The sequence below is a fragment of the Arthrobacter arabinosi genome, from assembly GCF_054511115.1.
On record NZ_JBTNDF010000004.1, the window covers coordinates 170529 to 189682 of the forward strand.

Annotated in this window: 18 protein-coding genes and 1 tRNA gene; 11 read left to right on the plus strand and 8 right to left on the minus strand. The window is 71.0% G+C overall.

Annotated elements, in window-relative coordinates; all coding sequences use genetic code 11:
* Positions 1–40 precede the first annotated feature (40 nt).
* From ACX80P_RS12190 to ACX80P_RS12205, 4 genes are all read right to left on the minus strand, one after another.
* Positions 41–259, minus strand: coding sequence for a hypothetical protein (locus ACX80P_RS12190; protein ID WP_459278361.1), 219 nt, complete (start codon positions 257–259; stop codon positions 41–43).
* 101 nt (positions 260–360) lie between these two features.
* The gene (locus tag ACX80P_RS12195) at positions 361–1158 is read right to left on the minus strand and encodes an SDR family oxidoreductase (RefSeq protein WP_459278362.1); all 798 of its coding nucleotides are present in this window, start codon (positions 1156–1158) and stop codon (positions 361–363) included.
* 102 nt (positions 1159–1260) lie between these two features.
* Positions 1261–1716, minus strand: coding sequence for an Hsp20/alpha crystallin family protein (locus tag ACX80P_RS12200; RefSeq protein WP_459278526.1), 456 nt, complete (start codon positions 1714–1716; stop codon positions 1261–1263).
* Between the two features lie 215 nt (positions 1717–1931).
* Positions 1932–2005 (minus strand) — tRNA-Val (locus tag ACX80P_RS12205).
* Positions 2006–2187: 182 nt separating this feature from the next.
* Here ACX80P_RS12205 and ACX80P_RS12210 point away from each other — a divergent pair.
* The 3 genes from ACX80P_RS12210 (at position 2188) to nhaA (ending at position 4679) form a co-directional block, all read left to right on the plus strand.
* Positions 2188–2433 carry a DUF2630 family protein gene (locus ACX80P_RS12210; RefSeq protein ID WP_459278363.1) on the plus strand — a complete coding sequence of 82 codons (246 nt, stop codon included), beginning with the start codon at positions 2188–2190 and terminating at the stop codon, positions 2431–2433.
* Positions 2433–3101: a haloacid dehalogenase type II gene (locus ACX80P_RS12215; protein ID WP_459278364.1), complete on the plus strand. Its 669-nt coding sequence runs from the start codon at positions 2433–2435 to the stop codon at positions 3099–3101. Before ACX80P_RS12210 ends, ACX80P_RS12215 begins: the two co-directional genes overlap by 1 nt.
* 159 nt (positions 3102–3260) lie before the next feature.
* On the plus strand, positions 3261–4679 hold the full coding sequence (nhaA, locus tag ACX80P_RS12220; protein WP_459278365.1) for a Na+/H+ antiporter NhaA: 1419 nt from the start codon (positions 3261–3263) through the stop codon (positions 4677–4679).
* Position 4680: 1 nt separating this feature from the next.
* Here the strand turns inward: nhaA and ACX80P_RS12225 are convergent, their stop codons facing one another.
* Both ACX80P_RS12225 and ku read right to left on the minus strand, forming a co-directional pair.
* The gene (locus ACX80P_RS12225) at positions 4681–4935 is read right to left on the minus strand and encodes a hypothetical protein (protein WP_459278366.1); all 255 of its coding nucleotides are present in this window, start codon (positions 4933–4935) and stop codon (positions 4681–4683) included.
* Positions 4935–5774: a non-homologous end joining protein Ku gene (ku, locus tag ACX80P_RS12230; RefSeq protein WP_459278367.1), complete on the minus strand. Its 840-nt coding sequence runs from the start codon at positions 5772–5774 to the stop codon at positions 4935–4937. The genes ACX80P_RS12225 and ku overlap by 1 nt, the downstream gene beginning before the upstream one ends.
* Before the next feature lie 69 nt (positions 5775–5843).
* On the opposite strand from ku, the gene ACX80P_RS12235 reads away from it, so the two are divergent.
* The 4 genes from ACX80P_RS12235 (at position 5844) to ACX80P_RS12250 (ending at position 11876) form a co-directional block, all read left to right on the plus strand.
* The gene (locus ACX80P_RS12235; protein ID WP_459278368.1) at positions 5844–6338 is read left to right on the plus strand and encodes an SRPBCC domain-containing protein; all 495 of its coding nucleotides are present in this window, start codon (positions 5844–5846) and stop codon (positions 6336–6338) included.
* Positions 6339–6415: 77 nt separating this feature from the next.
* Positions 6416–8956, plus strand: coding sequence for an ATP-dependent DNA ligase (locus ACX80P_RS12240; protein ID WP_459278370.1), 2541 nt, complete (start codon positions 6416–6418; stop codon positions 8954–8956).
* A gap of 36 nt (positions 8957–8992) precedes the next feature.
* Entirely contained in the window at positions 8993–11377 is a 2385-nt protein-coding gene (locus ACX80P_RS12245; protein WP_459278371.1) for a phosphoketolase family protein, read from the plus strand.
* A gap of 34 nt (positions 11378–11411) precedes the next feature.
* Positions 11412–11876, plus strand: a complete 465-nt coding sequence (locus ACX80P_RS12250; protein WP_459278372.1) for an SRPBCC family protein — start codon at positions 11412–11414, stop codon at positions 11874–11876.
* A 65-nt stretch (positions 11877–11941) separates the two neighbouring features.
* Here the strand turns inward: ACX80P_RS12250 and ACX80P_RS12255 are convergent, their stop codons facing one another.
* Complete coding sequence (locus ACX80P_RS12255) at positions 11942–12643, minus strand: FadR/GntR family transcriptional regulator (protein ID WP_459278373.1); 702 nt, start codon at positions 12641–12643, stop codon at positions 11942–11944.
* A gap of 141 nt (positions 12644–12784) precedes the next feature.
* On the opposite strand from ACX80P_RS12255, the gene ACX80P_RS12260 reads away from it, so the two are divergent.
* The 3 genes from ACX80P_RS12260 to ACX80P_RS12270 all read left to right on the plus strand — a co-directional run bounded on the left by ACX80P_RS12260 (position 12785) and on the right by ACX80P_RS12270 (position 16948).
* Entirely contained in the window at positions 12785–14149 is a 1365-nt protein-coding gene (locus ACX80P_RS12260) for an SLC13 family permease (RefSeq protein WP_459278374.1), read from the plus strand.
* A gap of 64 nt (positions 14150–14213) precedes the next feature.
* Positions 14214–15440 carry a CaiB/BaiF CoA transferase family protein gene (locus ACX80P_RS12265; RefSeq protein WP_459278375.1) on the plus strand — a complete coding sequence of 409 codons (1227 nt, stop codon included), beginning with the start codon at positions 14214–14216 and terminating at the stop codon, positions 15438–15440.
* Positions 15437–16948 carry a carboxyl transferase domain-containing protein gene (locus ACX80P_RS12270; protein WP_459278376.1) on the plus strand — a complete coding sequence of 504 codons (1512 nt, stop codon included), beginning with the start codon at positions 15437–15439 and terminating at the stop codon, positions 16946–16948. Before ACX80P_RS12265 ends, ACX80P_RS12270 begins: the two co-directional genes overlap by 4 nt.
* A 117-nt stretch (positions 16949–17065) precedes the next feature.
* Here the strand turns inward: ACX80P_RS12270 and ACX80P_RS12275 are convergent, their stop codons facing one another.
* Entirely contained in the window at positions 17066–18172 is a 1107-nt protein-coding gene (locus ACX80P_RS12275) for a GTP pyrophosphokinase (protein ID WP_459278377.1), read from the minus strand.
* 139 nt (positions 18173–18311) lie between these two features.
* Here ACX80P_RS12275 and ACX80P_RS12280 point away from each other — a divergent pair, with 139 nt between their 5' ends.
* On the plus strand, positions 18312–19142 hold the full coding sequence (locus tag ACX80P_RS12280) for an alpha/beta hydrolase (RefSeq protein ID WP_459278527.1): 831 nt from the start codon (positions 18312–18314) through the stop codon (positions 19140–19142).
* Positions 19143–19154: the final 12 nt, after the last annotated feature.

Consider the following 19154-nt stretch of genomic DNA (forward strand, 5'->3'; position numbering starts at 1 on the left):
CAAGGTGGACAGCCGGTGGACGAACGCCCTCGGGGGCGGGTCAGGCGTGGCGGAGGCGGTAGCCGTCGCCCCGGTGGACGAGGCGGCGGCCACCGCCGTCGCTCAGCCTGATCCACACCACGGAGGCGTCGTCGGTCCTCATGTCCAGGACACCGTGCAGCTGGGCCCGCGTGGCGTGGTGGAGGACGACGTCCTGGCCGCGCGTGAAGCCCGACCAGTCCTGGAGCTCGACATCGGGGGCTGGGGGGAGAGCGTCCATGGTGGGCCTTTCGGGAGGTTCCGGGATTCCACCGTAGCCGCGCTTCCTGAACGGCGCGTGAATGCCTGCTGAAGGTTGGTGCGGTTCCCGCCCCGACGCCGTCAGAGGGTCCGCCATGCTCCGCTCGTCAGATGCGATCCCGCCTGGGGGCCCATGAGGAGCATGCCGCCGTCGACGACGAACGAGGCACCATTGACGTAGCTGGAGGCGCCGGAGGCGAGGAACGCGACGACGTCGGCGATCTCCTCGGGTGCGCCGGGGCGGCCGAGCGGGATGCCAGGGCGGTCCATGGAGTGGGGGTCCTTCTCCTCGGAGTCGTTCATGGGCGTGTTGATCTCACCGGGCAGCACCGCATTGGCGGTGATGCCCCGATCCGCCAGTTCGAGGGCGATGGTCCGGATCAGGCCACCGAGTCCGTGCTTCGAGGCGTCGTACGCCGCCGAGCCCACGCGCGGCTGCTCCTGGTGCACGCTGGTCACTGCGATGATGCGCCCGCCCCGGCCGCCGTCGATCATGTGCCGCGCGGCCCGCTGGAGGCAGACGAACGCGCCGTCGAGGTTCGCGCCCATCGTGCCGCGCCACGTGTCCCAGTCCGTCTCCATGAACATGGTGCCGCCGTTGACGCCGGCATTGTTGACGAAGACGTCGAGGCCGCCGAGCTCGTGCGCGAGCTGGTCGACGACGTCGCCGCAGGCGGGCGCGTCCGTGGTGTCGAGCTGCGCGACGGCGGCCCGCACGCCCTTCTCCCGCACGAGGCGGGCGGTCTCCTCGGCTCCCTCCTGGTCGGAGTGCCAGGTGACGCCGACGTCGCAGCCTGCCGCGGCAAGGGCGACGGCCGTCGCGCGGCCGATGCCGGAATCGGAACCGGTGACGATTGCTTTGCTCGGTGTGAAGTCCATGCCCCCATCCTTCGCACCCGGCCGCCCGGTGTGCAAGGGGAACCTGGGGTGGACGCCGGATACCCCCGGGCGGGCGCCCGGGGGTATCCGTGGCGGGCGGTCCTACGCGTCGACGGCGCCCTGGGGGGCCGCGTCCGTGACGGACGACTGGACCGATTCAGCGGATTCACCGCTGATCACCTCGATCTTGCGGGGCTTCGCGCGCTCGATGACGGGGATCGTCACGCTGAGGACCCCGTTCTCGTAGCGGGCGGCGATGCCCTCCGTGTCGACGCCCTGGCCGAGGTTGAGCTGGCGCAGGAACGAGCCGCTCTCGCGCTCGCGGGTCAGCCACTTGACGCCCTCCGCGCTGCGCAGAGTGCGCTCGGCACGGATGGTGAGGAGCTGGCCGTCGACGTCGATGTCGACCGACCCGGGGTCGATGCCCGGGAGATCCGCGGAGAGGACGTAGTGGTCCCTCTCGCGGTAGAGGTCCATCGGCATGAGGCGCAGGCCGGAGCGGCCCTCCAGCAGGGCGCCGGTAACGCGGTCCAGCTCACGGAACGGATCGAATTTCATGGCCACGGGAAACAACTCCTTCGCTGATGCCACCGGCAGGTGGTTGGATCGTCGTAGTTGAGCGCCCTCCGCTCAACTACGCAAAATGTTAGCACTCGGACCAGCCGAGTGCTAAGGAGGCGTGTTCGCCCGGGGCGAAATCCTCCGGGCACAGGAAAGGCCCGTACCGACGTAGCGGTACGGGCCTTTCCTGTGCTGTCTCCAGCCGATCCTCGTGCCTGCGCGGGGCCTCGATCCCCGGGCCTTCCGCGTGTGAAGCGGGTGCTCTACCAGACTGAGCTACACAGGCAATTGGTTCTCCCATAGCTTAGGCCATCCGGGCGTCCCGCCAAATTCCCCCGAAGCACAAGGGCGACCACCGCCTGCACGGCGGTCGTGCTGGCCATCGCTGCGCCGCCTCAGTAGCCTGAAGCAAAGCCTGCTGAGCGTTTTCCGCGCCCACCCGGTACCGCACCCCGAAGGGACAGCACCATGGACAACCAGGATCTCCTGCAGCGCATCCAGGCACTCGTTCAGGAAGAGCACGAACTCCGTGAGCAGCCCCAGGACGCCGGCGCGGAGCACCAGGACCACGCCACCCGCCTCAAGCGTGTCGAGGAGGATCTCGACCAGTGCTGGGACCTGCTGCGTCAGCGCCGCGCGAAGGCGTCGGCCGGGGAGGACCCGGCCGACGCCGACGCCCGTCCCGTCAGCCAGGTGGAGGGATACCGCCAGTAATGGGCCCGGGCCTCGTGGTGTTCGATGTCAACGGGACCCTCTCGGACCTGGGGCGGATGTCCCAGCACTTCGAGGAGATCGGCGCTCCAGGCCACCTGGCCGCCCTGTGGTTCGCGTCGGTGCTCCGTGACGGGTTCGCCCTCACGGCAGCCGGCGGGAACACGCCCTTCGCCGACGTCGCCGAGGACGCCCTGAGCACGGTCCTCGCCGACCAGCTGCTCAACCGTGACGCCGGGGAGGCCATCGGGCACGTGATGACGAGGTTCCAGGAGCTGCCGGTCCACCCGGACGTCGTCGAGGGGATCCGCGCCCTTGCCGCCCGGGGCATCGAACTGGCGGCCCTCACCAACGGGGCCGCCGCGACGGCGGAGGCCCTCCTCGAGCGGGCCGGGATCCGGGAGGAGATGGGCCCCGTCCTGTCCGTCGAGGACGCACCGCGGTGGAAGCCCGCGCCGGAGTCCTACGCCTACGCCCTCGGGACGGTGCGGCGGACGGCGGACGACGTCGTGCTCGTCGCCGCCCACCCGTGGGATATCGAGGGCGCCGCGCGGGCGGGCCTGAGGACGGCGTGGCTGAACCGCGCCGGCTCGCCCTACCCTGCCGCCATGGCGCGCCCGGATCACGAGGTGTCGACGATCGGGGAACTGGCCGACATCCTCGCTCCCTGAGCGATGACGGTGTCCGTCGGGAGGAACGGCAGGCAGCGCAAGGCCGGGAACGGAGCGTCCTCACCGCCCCTCCGGTCCTGCGGCCCGCTATGCTGGAACTCTTGGTGAGCCGGGAAGTCTGGTCGGCGCTCTCTCGAGCGAGCCCGACCCCAGGAAACCATGACCTCCACACGTATGCCGTCCGATCCGCCCGGCACACCCCGCGACGCCACCGTCTTCGCACGCAGCAGCTACCCCGAACACCTGCGGATCTCCGGCATCCTGCGCAAGGAGACCGTCGGCGGAGGGCTCCTCCTCCTCGCCACCGTCCTGGCGCTCGTCCTCGCGAACACCGCCGCAGCGGACACCTATTTCGCGGTCCGTGACTTCAGGTTCGGCTACGAGCCCTGGCACCTCGAGCTGAGCGTCGGGGCGTGGGCCGCGGACGGCCTGCTCGCCATCTTCTTCTTCCTTGCGGGACTGGAGCTGAAGCGTGAGTTCGTCGCCGGTGACCTGCGCACCTTCGACCGCGCGATCGTGCCCGTCGCGGCGGCGATCGGCGGGGTCGCCGTGCCCGCCCTGGTGTACGTCGCGATCACGCTGAGTGCGGGCCCTGAGGCACTGCGCGGCTGGGCCATCCCGACCGCGACCGACATCGCCTTCGCCGTGGCCGTCCTCGCCGTCGTCGGATCGTCCCTCCCGAGCGCCCTGCGTATCTTCCTGCTGACACTCGCCGTCGTGGACGACCTCCTGGCCATCAGTATCATCGCGTTCTTCTACTCGGAGGACATCTCCGTCCCGCCCCTGCTGGTCGCGATCGTCCCGCTCGCGCTCTACGCGTTCCTCGCGCAGCGCTTCCCCACCTTCTTCCAGCGCCGGACCTGGTCGCCGTGGCTGATCCTGCTCCCGCTCGGGTTCGTGGTGTGGGCCCTGGTCCACGAATCCGGGGTGCACGCCACCGTCGCCGGCGTCCTGCTCGGGTTCGCCATCCCCGTCCTCCCGCGCGGCGCCACGGCATCGGACCTCGACGACCCGGCGCAGCCCGTCGCCGCCGAGCCGGCGCACGGGCCGGCCAAGGCGCACGACGTACAGCCCGAAGGACTGGCCGACACCCTCGAGCACCGCATCCGCCCGCTGTCCGCGGGCTTCGCCGTGCCCGTCTTCGCCTTCTTCTCCGCCGGAGTGACGGTCGGCGGCGTCGAGGGACTCGTCGGCGCCGTCACCGACCCCATCGCCGTCGGCATCATGGTGGCACTCGTCATCGGCAAGCCCGTGGGAATCCTGCTGGCGACCCTCGCCGTCACGAAGACCACCAAGGCCAGCCTGGACCCGGACCTCGCATGGGTGGACATCGTCGGCGTCGCCCTGCTGGCGGGCGTCGGCTTCACGGTGTCGCTGCTCATCAGCGAACTCGCCTTCGGCCAGGGCACACCGGAGGACGACCACGCGAAGGTCGCCATCCTCGCCGGGTCGCTGATCGCCGCGCTCGCCGCCGCGGTGCTGCTGCGCCGGCGGAACGGTCGGTACCGCGAGATCGAGAAGCAGGAGACGATCGACGCGGACAACGACGGCGTCCCCGACGTCTTCGAGCGGCGCTAGGTCAGGCGCCCACTCGCCGCCAGAGCCAGGACAGCGTCAGGGCACCGGCACTGCGGCGGAAGCCGCTCTGCCCGGACACGACCTCGAGGGCGGCCCAGACGGCCAGGCACACCGAACTGGCCAGGCGCAGACGCTCGCGGTTCTTCCCGTCGAGCGCCATGAACGAGGCCGCACCGAGGAGTGCCCATCCGAGGATCGGGGCGTTCGGCTTCTGGGCGACCGTCTGGCGGCCGAGGCTGTCGGTGAAGAAACCCATCACGCACCCTTCTTCTTGGCTGAACCGGAGTCCTTCGCGGACCCGGCCTTCTTCTGGCGGTTCTTCTCGACGCTGCGGCGCAGGGCCTCCATGAGGTCCAGCACGTTGTCGCCGTCGTCGTCGGCCTTGGCGGCGCCGAAGGTCTCCTCGGTGTCGAGGGTGTCACCCTTCTCGATCTTCGCGTCGATCAGGGTGCGTAGCTGCACCTGGTACTCGTCCGTGAAATTCTGCGGATCGAAGTCCGTGGAGAAGGACTCGACGAGGGCCGCCGACATCTCCTTCTCCTTCGCGGAGATCCGCACCTTCTCCTCGAGGGACGGGAAGGACGCCTCGCGCACCTCGTCGTCCCACAGCAGCGTCTGGAGCATCAGGACGTTCCCGCGCACGCGCAGGGCCGCGAGGCGGCTCTTCTGGCGGAGGGAGAACTGCACGATCGCCGTGCGCTCCGTCTCCTCGAGCGTGCGCCGCAGCAGGACGTAGGCCTTGGTCGAGGCGCTGTCCGGTTCCAGGAAGTAGGCGCGGTCGTACATGATCGGGTCGATCTGGTCGCTCGGGACGAACTCGACCACCTCGATCTCCCGGCTCCTCTCGACCGGCAGGGCGGAGAGGTCCTCGTCGGTCAGCACCACCGTGTGCTCGCCGTCGTCGTACGCCTTGTCGATGTGCTTGTAGTCGACCACCTCGCCGCACACCTCGCAGCGCCGCTGGTAGCGGATGCGGCCGCCGTCGTCGTCGTGCACCTGGTGCAGGGCGATGTCGTGATCCTCCGTGGCGCTGTAGACCTTCACCGGCACGTTCACCAGCCCGAACGCGACGGCACCCTTCCAGATGGCTCTCATGGGTCCAGTGAACACCAAGCAGGCTTACCGGGCCAGAGGATGCCCTCCGCCCACCCCTAGACTTGAGGGGTGACTTCCGAGACCGTAGAACCCATCGTCAGCAAGACCACCAGCGACGACGGCGGGACGGTGCTGCGCCTGGAGTTCCAGTTCGCGTTCCCCCCCACCGTGCTGTGGAAGCACCTCACGGAGACGGAGAAGCTGAAGTACTGGTTCCCGTGCGAGATGGAGTTCGAGCCGCGCAAGGACGAGGAGATCCTCTTCCGCTTCGCCGACCAGAAGCCCCTCCGCGGCACGGTGCTGGAGGCCGAGAGGCCGTCGGTGCTCGCCTACACCTGGGAGCGGGACACCCTCCGCTGGGAGCTCGCGCGGACCGCGGAGAACGGCACGCAGCTGGTGCTGTTCCTGACCCCGGGCAGCCCCCGCCACTCGGCCACCATGGCCGCCGGCTGGCACCTGACCATCGCGGGACTCGACGACTTCCTGAACAAGCGCAGCCTCGGGCAGGACCCCGCGGTCTGGGACACGTACGTGGCCCGGTACCGCCGGCAGTTCGGGGACTGAGGCATGCGCGGACTGCCCCGGGGCCGGTCCGCCGATTGGGACTGGAATACCGGGGGCATCCGGTCAAGACTGGGGGAATGGCCCCTCCCCGCTCCGCAGGGCAGCAGACCGTCACCGTGGACGGGCGCACGCTGCGCCTCACCAGCCTGGACAAGGTGCTGTACCCCGCCACCGGCACCACCAAGGCCGAGGTCCTCGCCTACTACGCGGCCGTCGCGCCGCACCTGATCCGCCACGCGGCGCAGCGCCCGCTGACACGCAAGCGCTGGGTACACGGCGTGGGCACGCCCGAGAAGCCGGGTGAGGTGTTCTTCCAGAAGAACATCGACGACAACGCCCCCGCCTGGGTCCCGCGGAACGCGATCAAGCACAAGGACCACACGAACGTCTATCCGATGGTCGACGACCTCGCCACGCTCACCTGGCTGGGCCAGATCGCCGCGCTCGAACTCCACGTGCCCCAGTGGCGCTTCGACGCGGGCGGCGTCCAGGCCCATCCCGACCGGCTCGTCCTGGACCTCGACCCCGGGACCGGCGCCGGGCTCGCGGAATGCGCCGCCGTGGCCCGTTTCGCCCGGCCCATCCTGCAGGGCATGGGCCTGGAGCCCTTCCCCGTCACCAGCGGCTCCAAGGGGATCCACCTCTACTGCGCCCTCGACGGCCGGCAGACCTCCGAGCAGGTGTCCGCCGTCGCCCGCGAGCTCGCCCGCGCCCTCGAGGCCGACCACCCGGACCTCGCGGTCAGCGACATGAAGAAGGCACTCCGGCCCGGCAAGGTGCTCGTGGACTGGAGCCAGAACCACGCGAACAAGACGACCGTGAGCCCCTACTCGCTGCGCGGGCGCTTCGAACCCACGGTCGCCGCGCCGCGCACCTGGGAGGAGATCGGGTCCGAGGGCCTCGCCCACCTCGACTACCGGGACGTCCTGCAGCGCATCGACGACCTGGGGGACGTCCTGGCCCCCGCGACGCAGCCCGTCTCCCCGGGAGGAGCCGGAGGGGCGGACGCCTCGGACCGGCTCTCCACGTACCGCTCCATGCGTGACGCCTCGAAGACACCCGAGCCGATCCCGGCAGCGGTGGGGCCGGCGGGCGGTACCAGCTTCGTGATCCAGGAGCACCATGCGCGGCGGCTGCACTACGACGTCCGGCTGGAGCGCGACGGCGTGCTCGTCTCCTGGGCCGTCCCCAAGGGCCCTCCGCTGACACCGGACAGGAACCATCTGGCCGTGCAGACCGAGGACCACCCCCTCGACTACGGCTCCTTCGAGGGAAGTATTCCCAAGGGAGAATACGGCGCGGGCGAGGTGTCCATCTGGGATGCGGGCACCTACGAGCTGGAGAAGTGGCGGGACGGCAAGGAGGTCATCTGCACGCTCCACGGGAAGCCCGGCGGCGGCCTCGCCCGGGGCGGCACGGCCACCCGCCGGTACGCCCTCATCAACACGGGCGGCGGGTCGGGCGGCAGGAGCAACTGGCTGATCCACCTGATGAAGGAGCAGCCGGCCGAGGCGCAGCAGGACGTCGGCAAGGACGCCGGCATGGACGCCGAGCAGGGGCGCGGCGCGGACACCGGCACGGACAACAGCACGGACACCGGGCAGGACCCGGAACCGGAGGCGCGGCAGGATCCGGCCGCGGAGGCCGGGAAGGACCCGGTCGTGCGGCCCATGCTCGCGACCCTCGGCTCCGAGCGTGCCATCCCCGATCCGGAGGACTGGGCGTACGAGATGAAGTGGGACGGCGTGCGCTGCATCGCCGTCGTCCGGGACGGCGTGGTCCGACTCGTCAGCCGCAACGGTGCCGACACCACGTCCACCTACCCCGAGCTCGGGGACCTCGCCGGGCTCGTCAGCGCGGACAGCGCAGTGCTCGACGGCGAGATCGTCGCGCTGAACGCGAAGGGCCGCCCCGACTTCGGCCTCCTGCAGTCCCGCATGAAGCTGACGTACCGCGCCGAGATCGACGCCGCGCGACGCACCACACCGGTGCGCCTGATGCTCTTCGACCTGCTGGAACTCGACGGTACCGACCTCACCGGGCTCGAATACCGCCAGCGACGCGAGCTCCTCGGACATGCGGTCGACGAGGCGGAGGACGGGCACGTGCAGGTCCCGCCGGCGCTCGACGCCACGCTCCGGGAGGCCGTCGAGGCGAGCCGGCAGCTGGGACTGGAAGGCATCATGGCCAAGCGCCTCACGAGCGACTACCAGCCCGGAGCGCGTTCGGCGTCCTGGATGAAGATCAAGCACGTACACACGCAGGAAGTCGTGGTGGTGGGCTGGCGCCCCGGCAGGGGCAGCCGCTCCGCGAAGGTGGGGTCCCTGCTCGTCGCCGTGCCCGACGGCGTCGACCTGCGCTACGTGGGCCGCGTCGGATCAGGACTGACCGAACGCGACCTCGCGGAGGTCGCCGCCCGCCTGAAGAAGCTGGCACGCAAGACCGCACCCCTCGCCGGCGTCCCCGGCGCCGACGCCTCCGACGCCCACTGGGTCCGGCCCGCCCTGGTCGGGGAGGTCCGGTACAGCGAGCACACCGGGACCGGGCGCCTGCGGCATCCCGTGTGGCGCGGCTGGCGGCCCGACAAGTCGCCGTCCGACGTCGTCGTCGAACTCTGAACGGACCGATACAGCGCATCACCCAAGGAGGCAGATATGAGTACTCTCGATATCCAGGGACTGGACGCCTGGTGGCGGGCAGCCAACTACATCTCGGTCGGCCAGATCTACCTGCGGGACAACGCCCTGCTGACCCGCCCGCTCGCCGGGGAGGACGTGAAGGCACGGCTGCTCGGGCACTGGGGCACCACGCCCGGGCTGAACTTCATCTACTCGCACCTGAACCGCGTGATCTCCGAGCGCCGGCAGGAGATGCTCTTCGTCACCGGTCCCGGCCACGGCGGCCCCGCGAACGTCGCGAACGCCTGGCTCGAGGGCACGTACTCCGAGGTGTACAGCTCGATCGGCAGGGACGGCGCCGGGCTCGACGCCCTGTTCAAGCAGTTCAGCTACCCCGGCGGCATCCCCTCCCACGCGGCGCCGGAGACCCCGGGGTCCATCCACGAGGGCGGGGAACTCGGCTACGCGCTGGCCCACGCCTACGGCGCCGTCTTCGACAACCCCGACCTCATCGCCGCCACGGTGGTGGGCGACGGCGAGGCCGAGACCGGGCCGCTGGCCACGAGCTGGCATTCGACCAGCTTCGTGGACCCGGCGGTCGACGGCGCCGTGCTGCCGATCCTGCACCTCAACGGCTACAAGATCGCCAACCCCACCGTGCTGTCCCGCATGCCCGAGGAGCAGTTGCGGCAGCTGATGTACGGCTACGGCTACGACCCGCACTTCGTCACGGTGTCCGACCCCTCCGCCACGGAGGCCGCGCACCGGGACTTCGCCGCCGTCCTCGACGCCTGCATCGACGACATCCACGCCATCCAGGAGGCCGCCCGCACCGCACCGGCCGCCCCGGAGGCCATCGCGCCCCGGTGGCCGATGATCGTGCTGCGCTCACCGAAGGGCTGGACCGGACCGGCCGTGGTGGACGGGCTGCCCTCGGAGGGGACGTGGCGCGCGCACCAGGTGCCGCTGTCCGGGATCCACGAGAACGAGGAGCACCTGCACCAGCTCGAGGAGTGGATGCGATCCTACGATCCGGCGTCGCTGTTCACGGACACCGGGGAGCTGCGGCCGGCGATCGCCGCGCTCGCCCCGGAAGGCCCGCTCCGCATGAGTGCGACACCCTACGCCAACGGCGGCCGGCTCCTCCGCGACCTCGTGCTGCCCTCCTACGCCGAGCACGCCGTCGAGGTCACCCGGCCGGGCGTCGGGAAGGCGAGTCCGATGATGACCGTCGGTGGTTACCTCCGGGACGTCATCGAGCGGAATCCGCACAACTTCCGCCTGTTCGGGCCGGACGAGACGGCGTCGAACCGGCTGTCGGCCGTGTACGAGGTGACGGACAAGGTGTGGCAGCCGCGCATCGAGGACGTCGACGAGCACCTCGCCCGCTCGGGCCGCGTGATGGAGGTCCTCAGCGAGCACCTGTGCCAGGGCTGGCTCGAGGGCTACCTCCTCACCGGCCGGCACGGGGTGTTCAACTGCTATGAGGCGTTCGTGCACATCGTCGACTCGATGTTCAACCAGTTCGCCAAGTGGCTGAAGGTGCACCGGGCTCTGCCCTGGCGCCAGCCCATCGCGTCCTTCAACTACATGCTCTCCAGCCATGTCTGGCAGCAGGACCACAACGGTTTCTCCCACCAGGACCCGGGCTTCATCGACCACGTGGTGAACAAGAAGGCGGACATCATCCGGGTCTACCTGCCGCCGGACGCCAACACGATGCTCGCCGTGACCGAGCACTGCCTGCAGACCCGCGACACCGTCAACGTGATCGTCACCGGCAAGCAGCCCGCGCCCACCTGGTTCGGACCCGAGGAGGCGCACCTGCACGTGAAGCGGGGCATCGGCATCCTCGATTTCGCGGGATCCGAGGAGCCGGGAGTGGAACCCGACGTCGTCCTCGGCTGCGCCGGCGACGTGCCGACGCTCGAGGCCGTGGCCGCTGCCGGGCTGCTCAAGGCGGCCGTCCCGGGGCTCAGGATCCGCGTGGTCAACGTGGTGGACCTCATGCGCCTGCAGGACAGCTCCGAGCACCCCCACGGATTGACGGCTCGGGACTTCGACACGCTGTTCACGACCACCAGGCCCGTGATCTTCGCCTACCACGGCTACCCGTGGCTCATCCACCGCCTCACCTACCGGCGGACCAACCACGAGAACCTGCACGTCCGCGGGTATAAAGAGGAAGGCACCACCACGACACCGTTCGACATGGCGATGCTCAACCAGATCGACAGGTTCCAGCTGGCGATGGACGTGATCGACCGCGTGCCGGCCCTCGGTGCCACCCAGGCCCGCCTCCGGCAGGACCTCCAGGACCAGCGCCAGCGGGCGTGGCAGTACACGCGCGACGCCGGGAAGGACCTCGAGACCATCACCGGCTGGACGCTCGACGAATCTTCGCCGGACGACGCGAAGTAAAACCCGTCGTCCACGACCAGAAGGAGAACGCCGTATGACAGAGTCCCGTATTTCCGCGACCCGCACCATCGACGCACCCGCCGGTGCGATCTTCGACATCCTGTCCAACCCCGCCCGCCACGCCGCACTCGACGGCTCGGGCATGGTGCAGTCGGACAGCAAGTCGGACCGCATCACGGCCGTCGGCCAGATGTTCACCATGAACCAGAACTGGGACAAGATGGGCGGCGACTACCAGACGGACAACCACGTGGTGGGCTACGACCCGAACAAGCTGCTCGCCTGGAGGACGGCGCCCGCCGGGGAGGTCCCTCCGGGCTGGGAGTGGGTGTGGGAGCTGCAGCCCTCGGGCCCGGACTCCACCGAGGTCTCCGTGAGCTACGACTGGTCCGCCGTGACGGACAAGGCGATCCTCAAGCAGCTGAGTTTCCCGGAGGTCTCGCAGGAGGCTCTCGCCTCGACGCTGGCGAACCTGGCGGCGCAGGTCTCCGAGGACTGATCCTCCGGATGATCCGACGGCACGCACGGCGGCGGCCTGCCCCCGGGGCCGGCCGCCGCCTGGTGCTATTCGAGCAGGGCGACGTCCGAGACGAGTTCGATGTGGCGCTGCATGGCGGCCGCCGCCGCGGCCGGATCCTGCGCCCGGACGGCCTCGGTGATGCTGCGATGCGACTCGAGGGACTGCTCCGGCCGGCCGGGCTGGGCGAGGGATTCGAGGCGGGTCTCGAGCACCATCTCGCCGATGAAGGCCATGAGCTGCGCCATCACCGGGGAATGGGCGGCCGCCGTGACGGCCTGGTGGAAGAGCTCGTCGCCGCGGGCACCCCGGCCGCCGTCGTCGATCTCCGCCCGCATCTCGTCCAGCGCCCGGTCGATCGCGGCCAGGTCGCCGTCCGTCCGGCGTTCCGCCGCGAGCGCGGCGAGCCTCACCTCGAGGGTGCTGCGGGCCTCGACGATGTCGGGGAGGCGGCTCCGGTGCTCGCGCAGCCCCTTGATGACGCTGGCCACGCTGGCGCGGTGGCGCAGCACCGCTCCGGTGCCGTGGTGCACGTCGATGACGCCGAGGACCTCGAGCGCCACGAGCGCCTGGGCGAGCGTGGCCCGCGAGACACCCAGACGTTCTGCGAGATCACGCTCGGCGGGCAGCAGGTCACCGGGGCGCAGCTTCGCCGATTCGATGTAGCCGAGGAGCTGCTCGACGAGCTGTTCGTAGAGCCGCGGACGCGCGAGGCGGCCGAGCGGTGGTGGACTGGCGTCGTCGGTCATCCCGGTTCTCTCCCCCGTGTGGTGGTGAGGCCATGCTATCCCCAGATGATTGACAGGGACACCCACTCTCCTACAGGCTAGGCCAGTGAACCTGTAATGCGGGTCACACCCAGCCCAGTCCATCGCCCCCGGAGGATAACGATGTCCGCTCCACTCCTATCGATCATCATCCTGGCGGCGATGTTCCTGATAGCCACCCTGCTGCCCATCAACATGGGGGCCCTCGCCTTCGTCGGCGCCTTCCTGCTCGGGGCGGTCGTCCTCGGCATGGAGACCGACGACATCATCGCCGAGTTCCCCGGCGGGCTGTTCCTCACCCTGGTCGGGGTGACCTATCTCTTCGCCATCGCCCAGAACAACGGGACGATCGATCTCCTGGTGCAGGGTGCCGTGAAGCTCGTCCGCAACCGGGTGGCGCTCATCCCCTGGGTGATGTTCCTGATCACCGCCGTCATCACCGCGGTCGGTGCACTCGGCCCCGCAGCGGTGGCCATCATGGCCCCCGTGGCGCTGGGCTTCGCGGCCCGCCACAAGATCTCCCCGCTGCTCATGGGCATGATGGTGGTCCACGGGGCGCAGGCGGGCGGCTTCTCGCCCATCGCCGTCTACGGCGTGATCGTCAACGACATCGTGGGACAGTCCGGCTTCGAATCCAGCCCGCTGGCCGTCTTCCTGGCGAGCTTCATCTTCAACCTGCTCATCGCCGTCGCGCTGTTCGTCGTCCTCGGCGGCCGCACCCTCATGTCCGCGCGCGTCACCCAGTTCGTGGAGGAGGCCGCCGAGGCCCGCCTGAACGCGAGCCCCGGAGCCCGCCGGGCCGACGTCGCCTACAAGGGGACCGGCAGCGGCACCTACGGTCCGCGCGATCCCGCGGGCGACGGCGTCGTCGCCACCCGGACCCGCGAGGACCGCATCTCCCAGGGAGCCACCATCCTCGGACTGATCGCGCTCGCGGTCATCGCCCTCGGGTTCAGCGTCGACGTCGGCTTCGTCGCCATCACCGTCGCCGTCATCCTCGCCCTGATCTCCCCGAAGGCGCAGAGCGGGGCCGTCAACAAGATCGCCTGGTCCACCGTCCTGCTCATCTGCGGCATGCTGACCTTCGTGGGCGTCCTCGAGGCCGCCGGCACCATCGACTACGTCTCCGACGGCGTCGCCACCCTCGGCATGCCGCTGCTCGCGGCCCTGCTGATCTGCTACATCGGCGCAGTGGTCTCCGCGTTCGCCTCCTCGACGGCCATCCTCGCGGCGCTGATCCCCCTGGCCATCCCGTTCCTCGAGACCGGGGCCGTGGGCGCCGTGGGCGTGGTCTGCGCGCTCGCCGTGTCCTCCACGATCGTGGACGTCTCGCCGTTCTCCACCAACGGCGCCCTCGTCCTCGCCAACGCCCCGGAGGGTACCGACAAGGAGCGCTTCTACAAGCAGATCCTGGGCTACGGGGCGATCGTCGTCGTCGCCGGCCCGGTCATCGCCTGGCTCGTCCTCGTGGTCCCCGGCTGGCTCTGAGCCTGCCGGTCCACCGCGGACGCACCGCTACCGCACGACCCATCGCACCCACCCCGGAGGAACCATGACCGCCGAGACCACCGCACCGCAACCGACCGCCGACGGGGGGCGCGGGGGACCGCTCGCCGGGCGGCTCGTCGTCGACCTCAGCCGGGCCCTGGCCGGACCGCATGCCGGGATGATGCTGGGCGACCTCGGCGCGCGCGTCATCAAGGTGGAGACCCCGGGCACGGGGGACGACACCCGGGGGTGGGGGCCGCCCTTCGTGGGACCGGACGAGGACCGCCAGTCCACCTATTTCCTGTCCTGCAACCGGAACAAGGAGTCGATCGCCCTCGACCTCAAGAGCGAGGACGGGCGGGCGGTCCTCACCGACCTGCTGCGCCGCGCGGACGTCGTCGTCGAGAACTTCCGCCCGGGAGTCCTGGATCGGCTCGGCTTCTCCACGCACGCGATGCTGGAGCTGAACCCCGGGCTGGTCGTCCTGTCCATCACCGGGTTCGGGCACGACGGGCCCGAGGCGAAGCGCAGCGGCTACGACCAGATCGTGCAGGGCGAGGCGGGCCTCATGTCCGTCACCGGACCGGACCCCGACAACCCGCAGCGCGTCGGGGTCCCCATCGCTGATCTCCTGTCCGGGATGTACGGCGCGTACGGGGCGGTCGCCGCGTTGCTGGAGCGCGAACGGACGGGCAGGGGCCAGGTGGTGCGCACCTCCCTGCTCGCCGCGATCATCGGTGTCCACGCCTTCCAGGGCACCCGGACCACCGTGGCGGGCGAGGTGCCGCGGGCCCAGGGGAACCACCATCCCTCGATCGCCCCCTACGGACTGTTCAGCTGTCGGGGCGGCAAGGTGCAGATCAGCGTGGGCAGCGAGAAGCTGTGGACCGCGTTCACCGCGGCGTTCGGGCTCGACGCCGGCCGGTCCGAGTTCGCCACGAATGCGGACAGGGTGCGGAACCGGGACCTGCTGATCGGGGTGGTCGAGGACGCCTTCTCCGCCTACGAGTCCGAGCCCCTGCTCGCGAAGCTCGACGAGGCCGGGATCCCCGCCGGGAAGGTGCGCACCCTCGACGAGGTCTACGCCTGGGACCAGGTCCGCTCCCAGGGCCTGCTGCTGGATGTCGAACACCCCGTGCTCGGCACCATCGCGCTGCCCGGGCCGCCCCTGCGCTTCTTCGACGGCGGATCGGAGACGACCCCGGGAGGCCACAGCGCACCGCCCCTGCTCGACGGCGACGGAGAGGCGATCCGCGCCTGGCTCGCGTCGTCGGCCGGTGACCCTGCGTGAGCGCTGAGGCACGCGCCCGGCACCTGAGCGCGCGCGAACTCATCGCCGCCGTCCTCGACGCCGGGTCCTTCGCCTCGTGGGACAGCCCAGTGCCGTCGCCCTACCCCGGTGCCGGTGCCGCGTACGAGGACGAACTGCGCCGGGCACGGGAGAAGAGCGGGGCGGACGAGTCGGTACTCACCGGCGAGGGCCTCATTCACGGCAGGCGCGTCGCCGTCATCGTCTCGGAGTTCACCTTCCTCGCGGGCTCGATCGGCAGTGCCGCCGCGCACCGGATCACCGCCGCGGTCCGCAGGGCGACGGCGGAGCGGCTGCCCCTGCTGGCCGGACCCGCCTCCGGGGGCACCCGCATGCAGGAGGGCACGCCCGCGTTCCTCTCCATGGCGGACATCACGGGTGCCGTGCGGGCGCACCGGCAGGCGGGCCTGCCCTACCTCGTCTACCTCCGGCACCCCACCACCGGCGGCGTCATGGCCTCCTGGGGATCCCTCGGCCACGTCACGGTGGCCGAACCCGGCGCGCTGCTCGGATTCCTGGGGCCACGCGTCTACGAGGCGCTCTACGGGGAGGCCTTTCCGGCGGGCGTGCAGACGGCGGAGAACCTGTTCGACAAGGGGCTCATCGACGCCGTCGTCCCGCCCGGGCAGCTGGCGGCGATCGTGGACACGGCCCTCTCCGTGCTGTTCGCGGAACCGGCCCGCCTGCCCCCGCCACCCCGGACCACGGCTGTCACCGCGGGCGAGGGCGACGCCTGGGCGTCCATCCTCGTCTCGCGCAACCGGCGGCGCCCGGACCTCCGGCGGCTGCTCGCCTCCGGAGCCCGCGACGTCCTGCCGCTCAACGGGACAGGGCAGGGGGAGAAGGACCCCGGTCTGCTGCTGGCCCTGGCCCGGTTCGGGGAGCAGCCGTGCGTGGTTCTCGGCCACCAGAGGCCGCGACGCCCCGAGGACGCGGTGATGGGCCCGGCGTCCCTCCGGGAGGCGCGGCGCGGCATGAAACTCGCCGAGGAGCTGGGGCTCCCGCTGCTGACGGTCATCGACACCGCCGGCGCGGACCTGTCCAGGGAGGCCGAGGAGGGCGGGCTCGCCGGGGAGATCGCCCGGTCCCTGCACGACCTCATCGGGCTCGCCTCGCCGTCGGTCTCCGTGCTGCTGGGCCAGGGGGCGGGGGGAGGCGCGCTCGCCCTGCTGCCCGCCGACAGCACCATCGCCGCCGAGCACGCGTGGCTCTCGCCGCTCCCGCCCGAGGGGGCCAGCGCGATCGTGCACCGCACCGTCGACAGGGCGCCCGAGATGGCGGAGGCGCAGGGCGTGAAGATCGCCGCGCTCGTGCGCCGGGGCGTCGTCGACCACGTGGTGGACGAGCAGCCCGACGCCGCCGAGGAGGGCCGTGCCTTCTGCGAGCGGATGGCCCTGGCCATCGAGTACGAGCTGGCCCGCGTGAAGAGCCTGCCTGCCGACGACCGGCTGGAGCGCCGCGCCGCGAAGTACCGGTCGGGCACGCGCTGACCGAGCGCGACCGGCCGGTGCGTACCCTGCCGCAGCGCGCCGGACCGGACGCGGGTGCGGCAGGAGCGAGACCGGCACAGGCAGTCGGACGCGCAGCCGCCGGGCATCAAGCGGGCATCAGGCGGGATGCTGCGCCCGGTAGATCTCCATCTGGCGGTGCCTGCGCTGCAGGCTGTCCCGGCGGGGCGTGCTCTCGGCGTCCGCCGCCTCCGCCGTCAGGTCGATATGGCGTCCGCCGTAGTGCCAGAGCAGCATGTCGTCGAGGAGCCGGTCCGGGCCGGGGGAGTACCGGTGGTCGAGGGCCTTGCGGACCGTGGTGATGGTGTCGGCCTGCAGCAGGGCCACGAGTTCGAGCGTGGTCTTCAGCCCGTGCGCCGCGAGGAGTTCCGACGCCCACCCCCAGTTGTCGTCCGACTTCCGGTCCACGTGGGGCAGGAGCGTCTGCCAGACGTCGCGGATGCGGTTGGGCGTGAGCGGGGCGCTGCCCTCGCCGTCCTCGTCCCAGAACCCGGTGACGGTCTCGTACCGCTCGTGGAGTTCCGCGAAGGCCGATTCCACGGTCTCGAGCATGGCCGCCGTCCCCGTGAACTGGCGGTCGAAGTAGGGGCTCCACGCCTTCGGGTTGGAGGCCTTGAAGCGGATGTCGTGCTCGATCTCCGACCAGGCGTGCGCCAGCACGGTGCGTACCTGCACCTCGAAGAGGTAGCTGCCCGCGGCCCTCGTCTCGGGGTCCACGGCCTGCTGGAAGCTCCGCACCACGTCGTTGTGGATGGTGCGCATGATGAGGTGGCGGCTGGAGTAGCCGTACGTGCCGGACTCGATGGACCCGATGTCCTTCTCCCGGTCCCCCCGGCAGTCGAACTCCTGGCGCTGGCGCTTCAGGAGGTTCGCGGCGAGGTCCACCTCGTGGGGCAGGGTGGTGATGATGCGGACCCCCACCAGGTCGGTGAGGTTCCGCATGGGGTCCGGGAAGACGAGGACGGGCGGGTCCGCGGGGTCCACGGCGGGCAGCGTGCGGGAGGCCTTGTCGCGGAAGGATTCCACGGTCTTGGTGCGGGCGGTCACGAACAGCGGTCTCAGGTCGGTGCCCTCGAAGATCGCCGCGATGCTGGACCGCATCGCCTCCGTGACGCGGTCCAGGGCCGGTCGGACCCGCGCGAACTCCCGCGTATGCGCCTCGACGGCAGGCCGCAGCCGTTCGTCGAGATCATCCCATGCGCCCATGCGCCCAGCCTTTCCGAGGAGAGTCTTCATCGTAGCCAACGCCGGTGACCGTTACGCTTCCCCTGTGCATCGCGAGAAGACCGTGCGTCCGGTGGGCCGCCGCTCCGTCCTGGCCCTGCCGGCCGCCGCCGGGGGCGCCCTGCTCGCCGCCTGCGGGCTCCGGCCGGACAGCAGGACGGCCTCCGCGGCGCCGCAGCGCTTCCGCTACGGCGACGATCCGAGCCAGTTCGCGGACCTCTACCTGCCCGCCGGTGGGACGGCGGTGCGCGGCGTCGTGGTGATCATCCACGGCGGCTACTGGCGGTCCACCTACGGCGCGGAGCTCGGCGAGCCCCTCGCGCAGGACCTGGTGGTGCGCGGCTACGCGTGCTGGAACCTGGAGTACCGCCGTGCGGGGAACGGCGGGGGCTGGCCCGCCACCTTCGACGACGTCGCCGCGGGCATCGACCACCTGGCCGTCGCGGCCGGGGAACACGGACTGGACCTGCGCTCGACGACGGCGCTCGGCCATTCCGCGGGCGGCCACCTCGCGGTGTGGGCTGCGGGGCGGTCCGCGCTCCCGGCCGGCGCTCCCGGCGCGGGGACCCCGGCGGTGCCGCTCGCCGCCGTCGTCAGCCAGGCCGGGGTGCTGGACCTCGCGGCGGCCCGGACGCTCGGCCTGAGCGACCACGCCGTGGAGAATCTGCTGGGTGACTCCGGGGACCCGGAGCGGTACGCGCTCGCCGACCCGACGACCGCGGTCCCCCTCGCGGTCCCGGTGTACGCGGTGCACGGGACGGAGGACGCCACGGTGCCCATCAGCCAGTCGGAGGCGTACGTGGCTGCGGCCACGGCGGCGGGCGCGACGGCGGAACTCGTCCGCGTCCCGGGGGACCACTTCGCCGTCATCACGCCCGGGTCCGCGGCGTGGGAGGCCGTCCTCGACCGGCTCGGGAAGGCGACCGGCCCGGGCCTGCCCGAGCAGGGCTGACCGGGGCCGGAC

Bases quoted from the DNA above. Each gene is read 5' to 3' on its own strand.
- ACX80P_RS12190 (WP_459278361.1), bottom strand. From the start codon at position 259: ATGGACGCTCTCCCCCCAGCCCCCGATGTCGAGCTCCAGGACTGGTCG.
- ACX80P_RS12195 (WP_459278362.1), bottom strand. From the start codon at position 1,158: ATGGACTTCACACCGAGCAAAGCAATCGTCACCGGTTCCGATTCCGGC.
- ACX80P_RS12200 (WP_459278526.1), bottom strand. From the start codon at position 1,716: ATGAAATTCGATCCGTTCCGTGAGCTGGACCGCGTTACCGGCGCCCTG.
- ACX80P_RS12210 (WP_459278363.1), top strand. From the start codon at position 2,188: ATGGACAACCAGGATCTCCTGCAGCGCATCCAGGCACTCGTTCAGGAA.
- ACX80P_RS12215 (WP_459278364.1), top strand. From the start codon at position 2,433: ATGGGCCCGGGCCTCGTGGTGTTCGATGTCAACGGGACCCTCTCGGAC.
- nhaA (WP_459278365.1), top strand. From the start codon at position 3,261: ATGACCTCCACACGTATGCCGTCCGATCCGCCCGGCACACCCCGCGAC.
- ACX80P_RS12225 (WP_459278366.1), bottom strand. From the start codon at position 4,935: ATGGGTTTCTTCACCGACAGCCTCGGCCGCCAGACGGTCGCCCAGAAG.
- ku (WP_459278367.1), bottom strand. From the start codon at position 5,774: ATGAGAGCCATCTGGAAGGGTGCCGTCGCGTTCGGGCTGGTGAACGTG.
- ACX80P_RS12240 (WP_459278370.1), top strand. From the start codon at position 6,416: ATGGCCCCTCCCCGCTCCGCAGGGCAGCAGACCGTCACCGTGGACGGG.
- ACX80P_RS12245 (WP_459278371.1), top strand. From the start codon at position 8,993: ATGAGTACTCTCGATATCCAGGGACTGGACGCCTGGTGGCGGGCAGCC.
- ACX80P_RS12250 (WP_459278372.1), top strand. From the start codon at position 11,412: ATGACAGAGTCCCGTATTTCCGCGACCCGCACCATCGACGCACCCGCC.
- ACX80P_RS12255 (WP_459278373.1), bottom strand. From the start codon at position 12,643: ATGACCGACGACGCCAGTCCACCACCGCTCGGCCGCCTCGCGCGTCCG.
- ACX80P_RS12260 (WP_459278374.1), top strand. From the start codon at position 12,785: ATGTCCGCTCCACTCCTATCGATCATCATCCTGGCGGCGATGTTCCTG.
- ACX80P_RS12265 (WP_459278375.1), top strand. From the start codon at position 14,214: ATGACCGCCGAGACCACCGCACCGCAACCGACCGCCGACGGGGGGCGC.
- ACX80P_RS12275 (WP_459278377.1), bottom strand. From the start codon at position 18,172: ATGGGCGCATGGGATGATCTCGACGAACGGCTGCGGCCTGCCGTCGAG.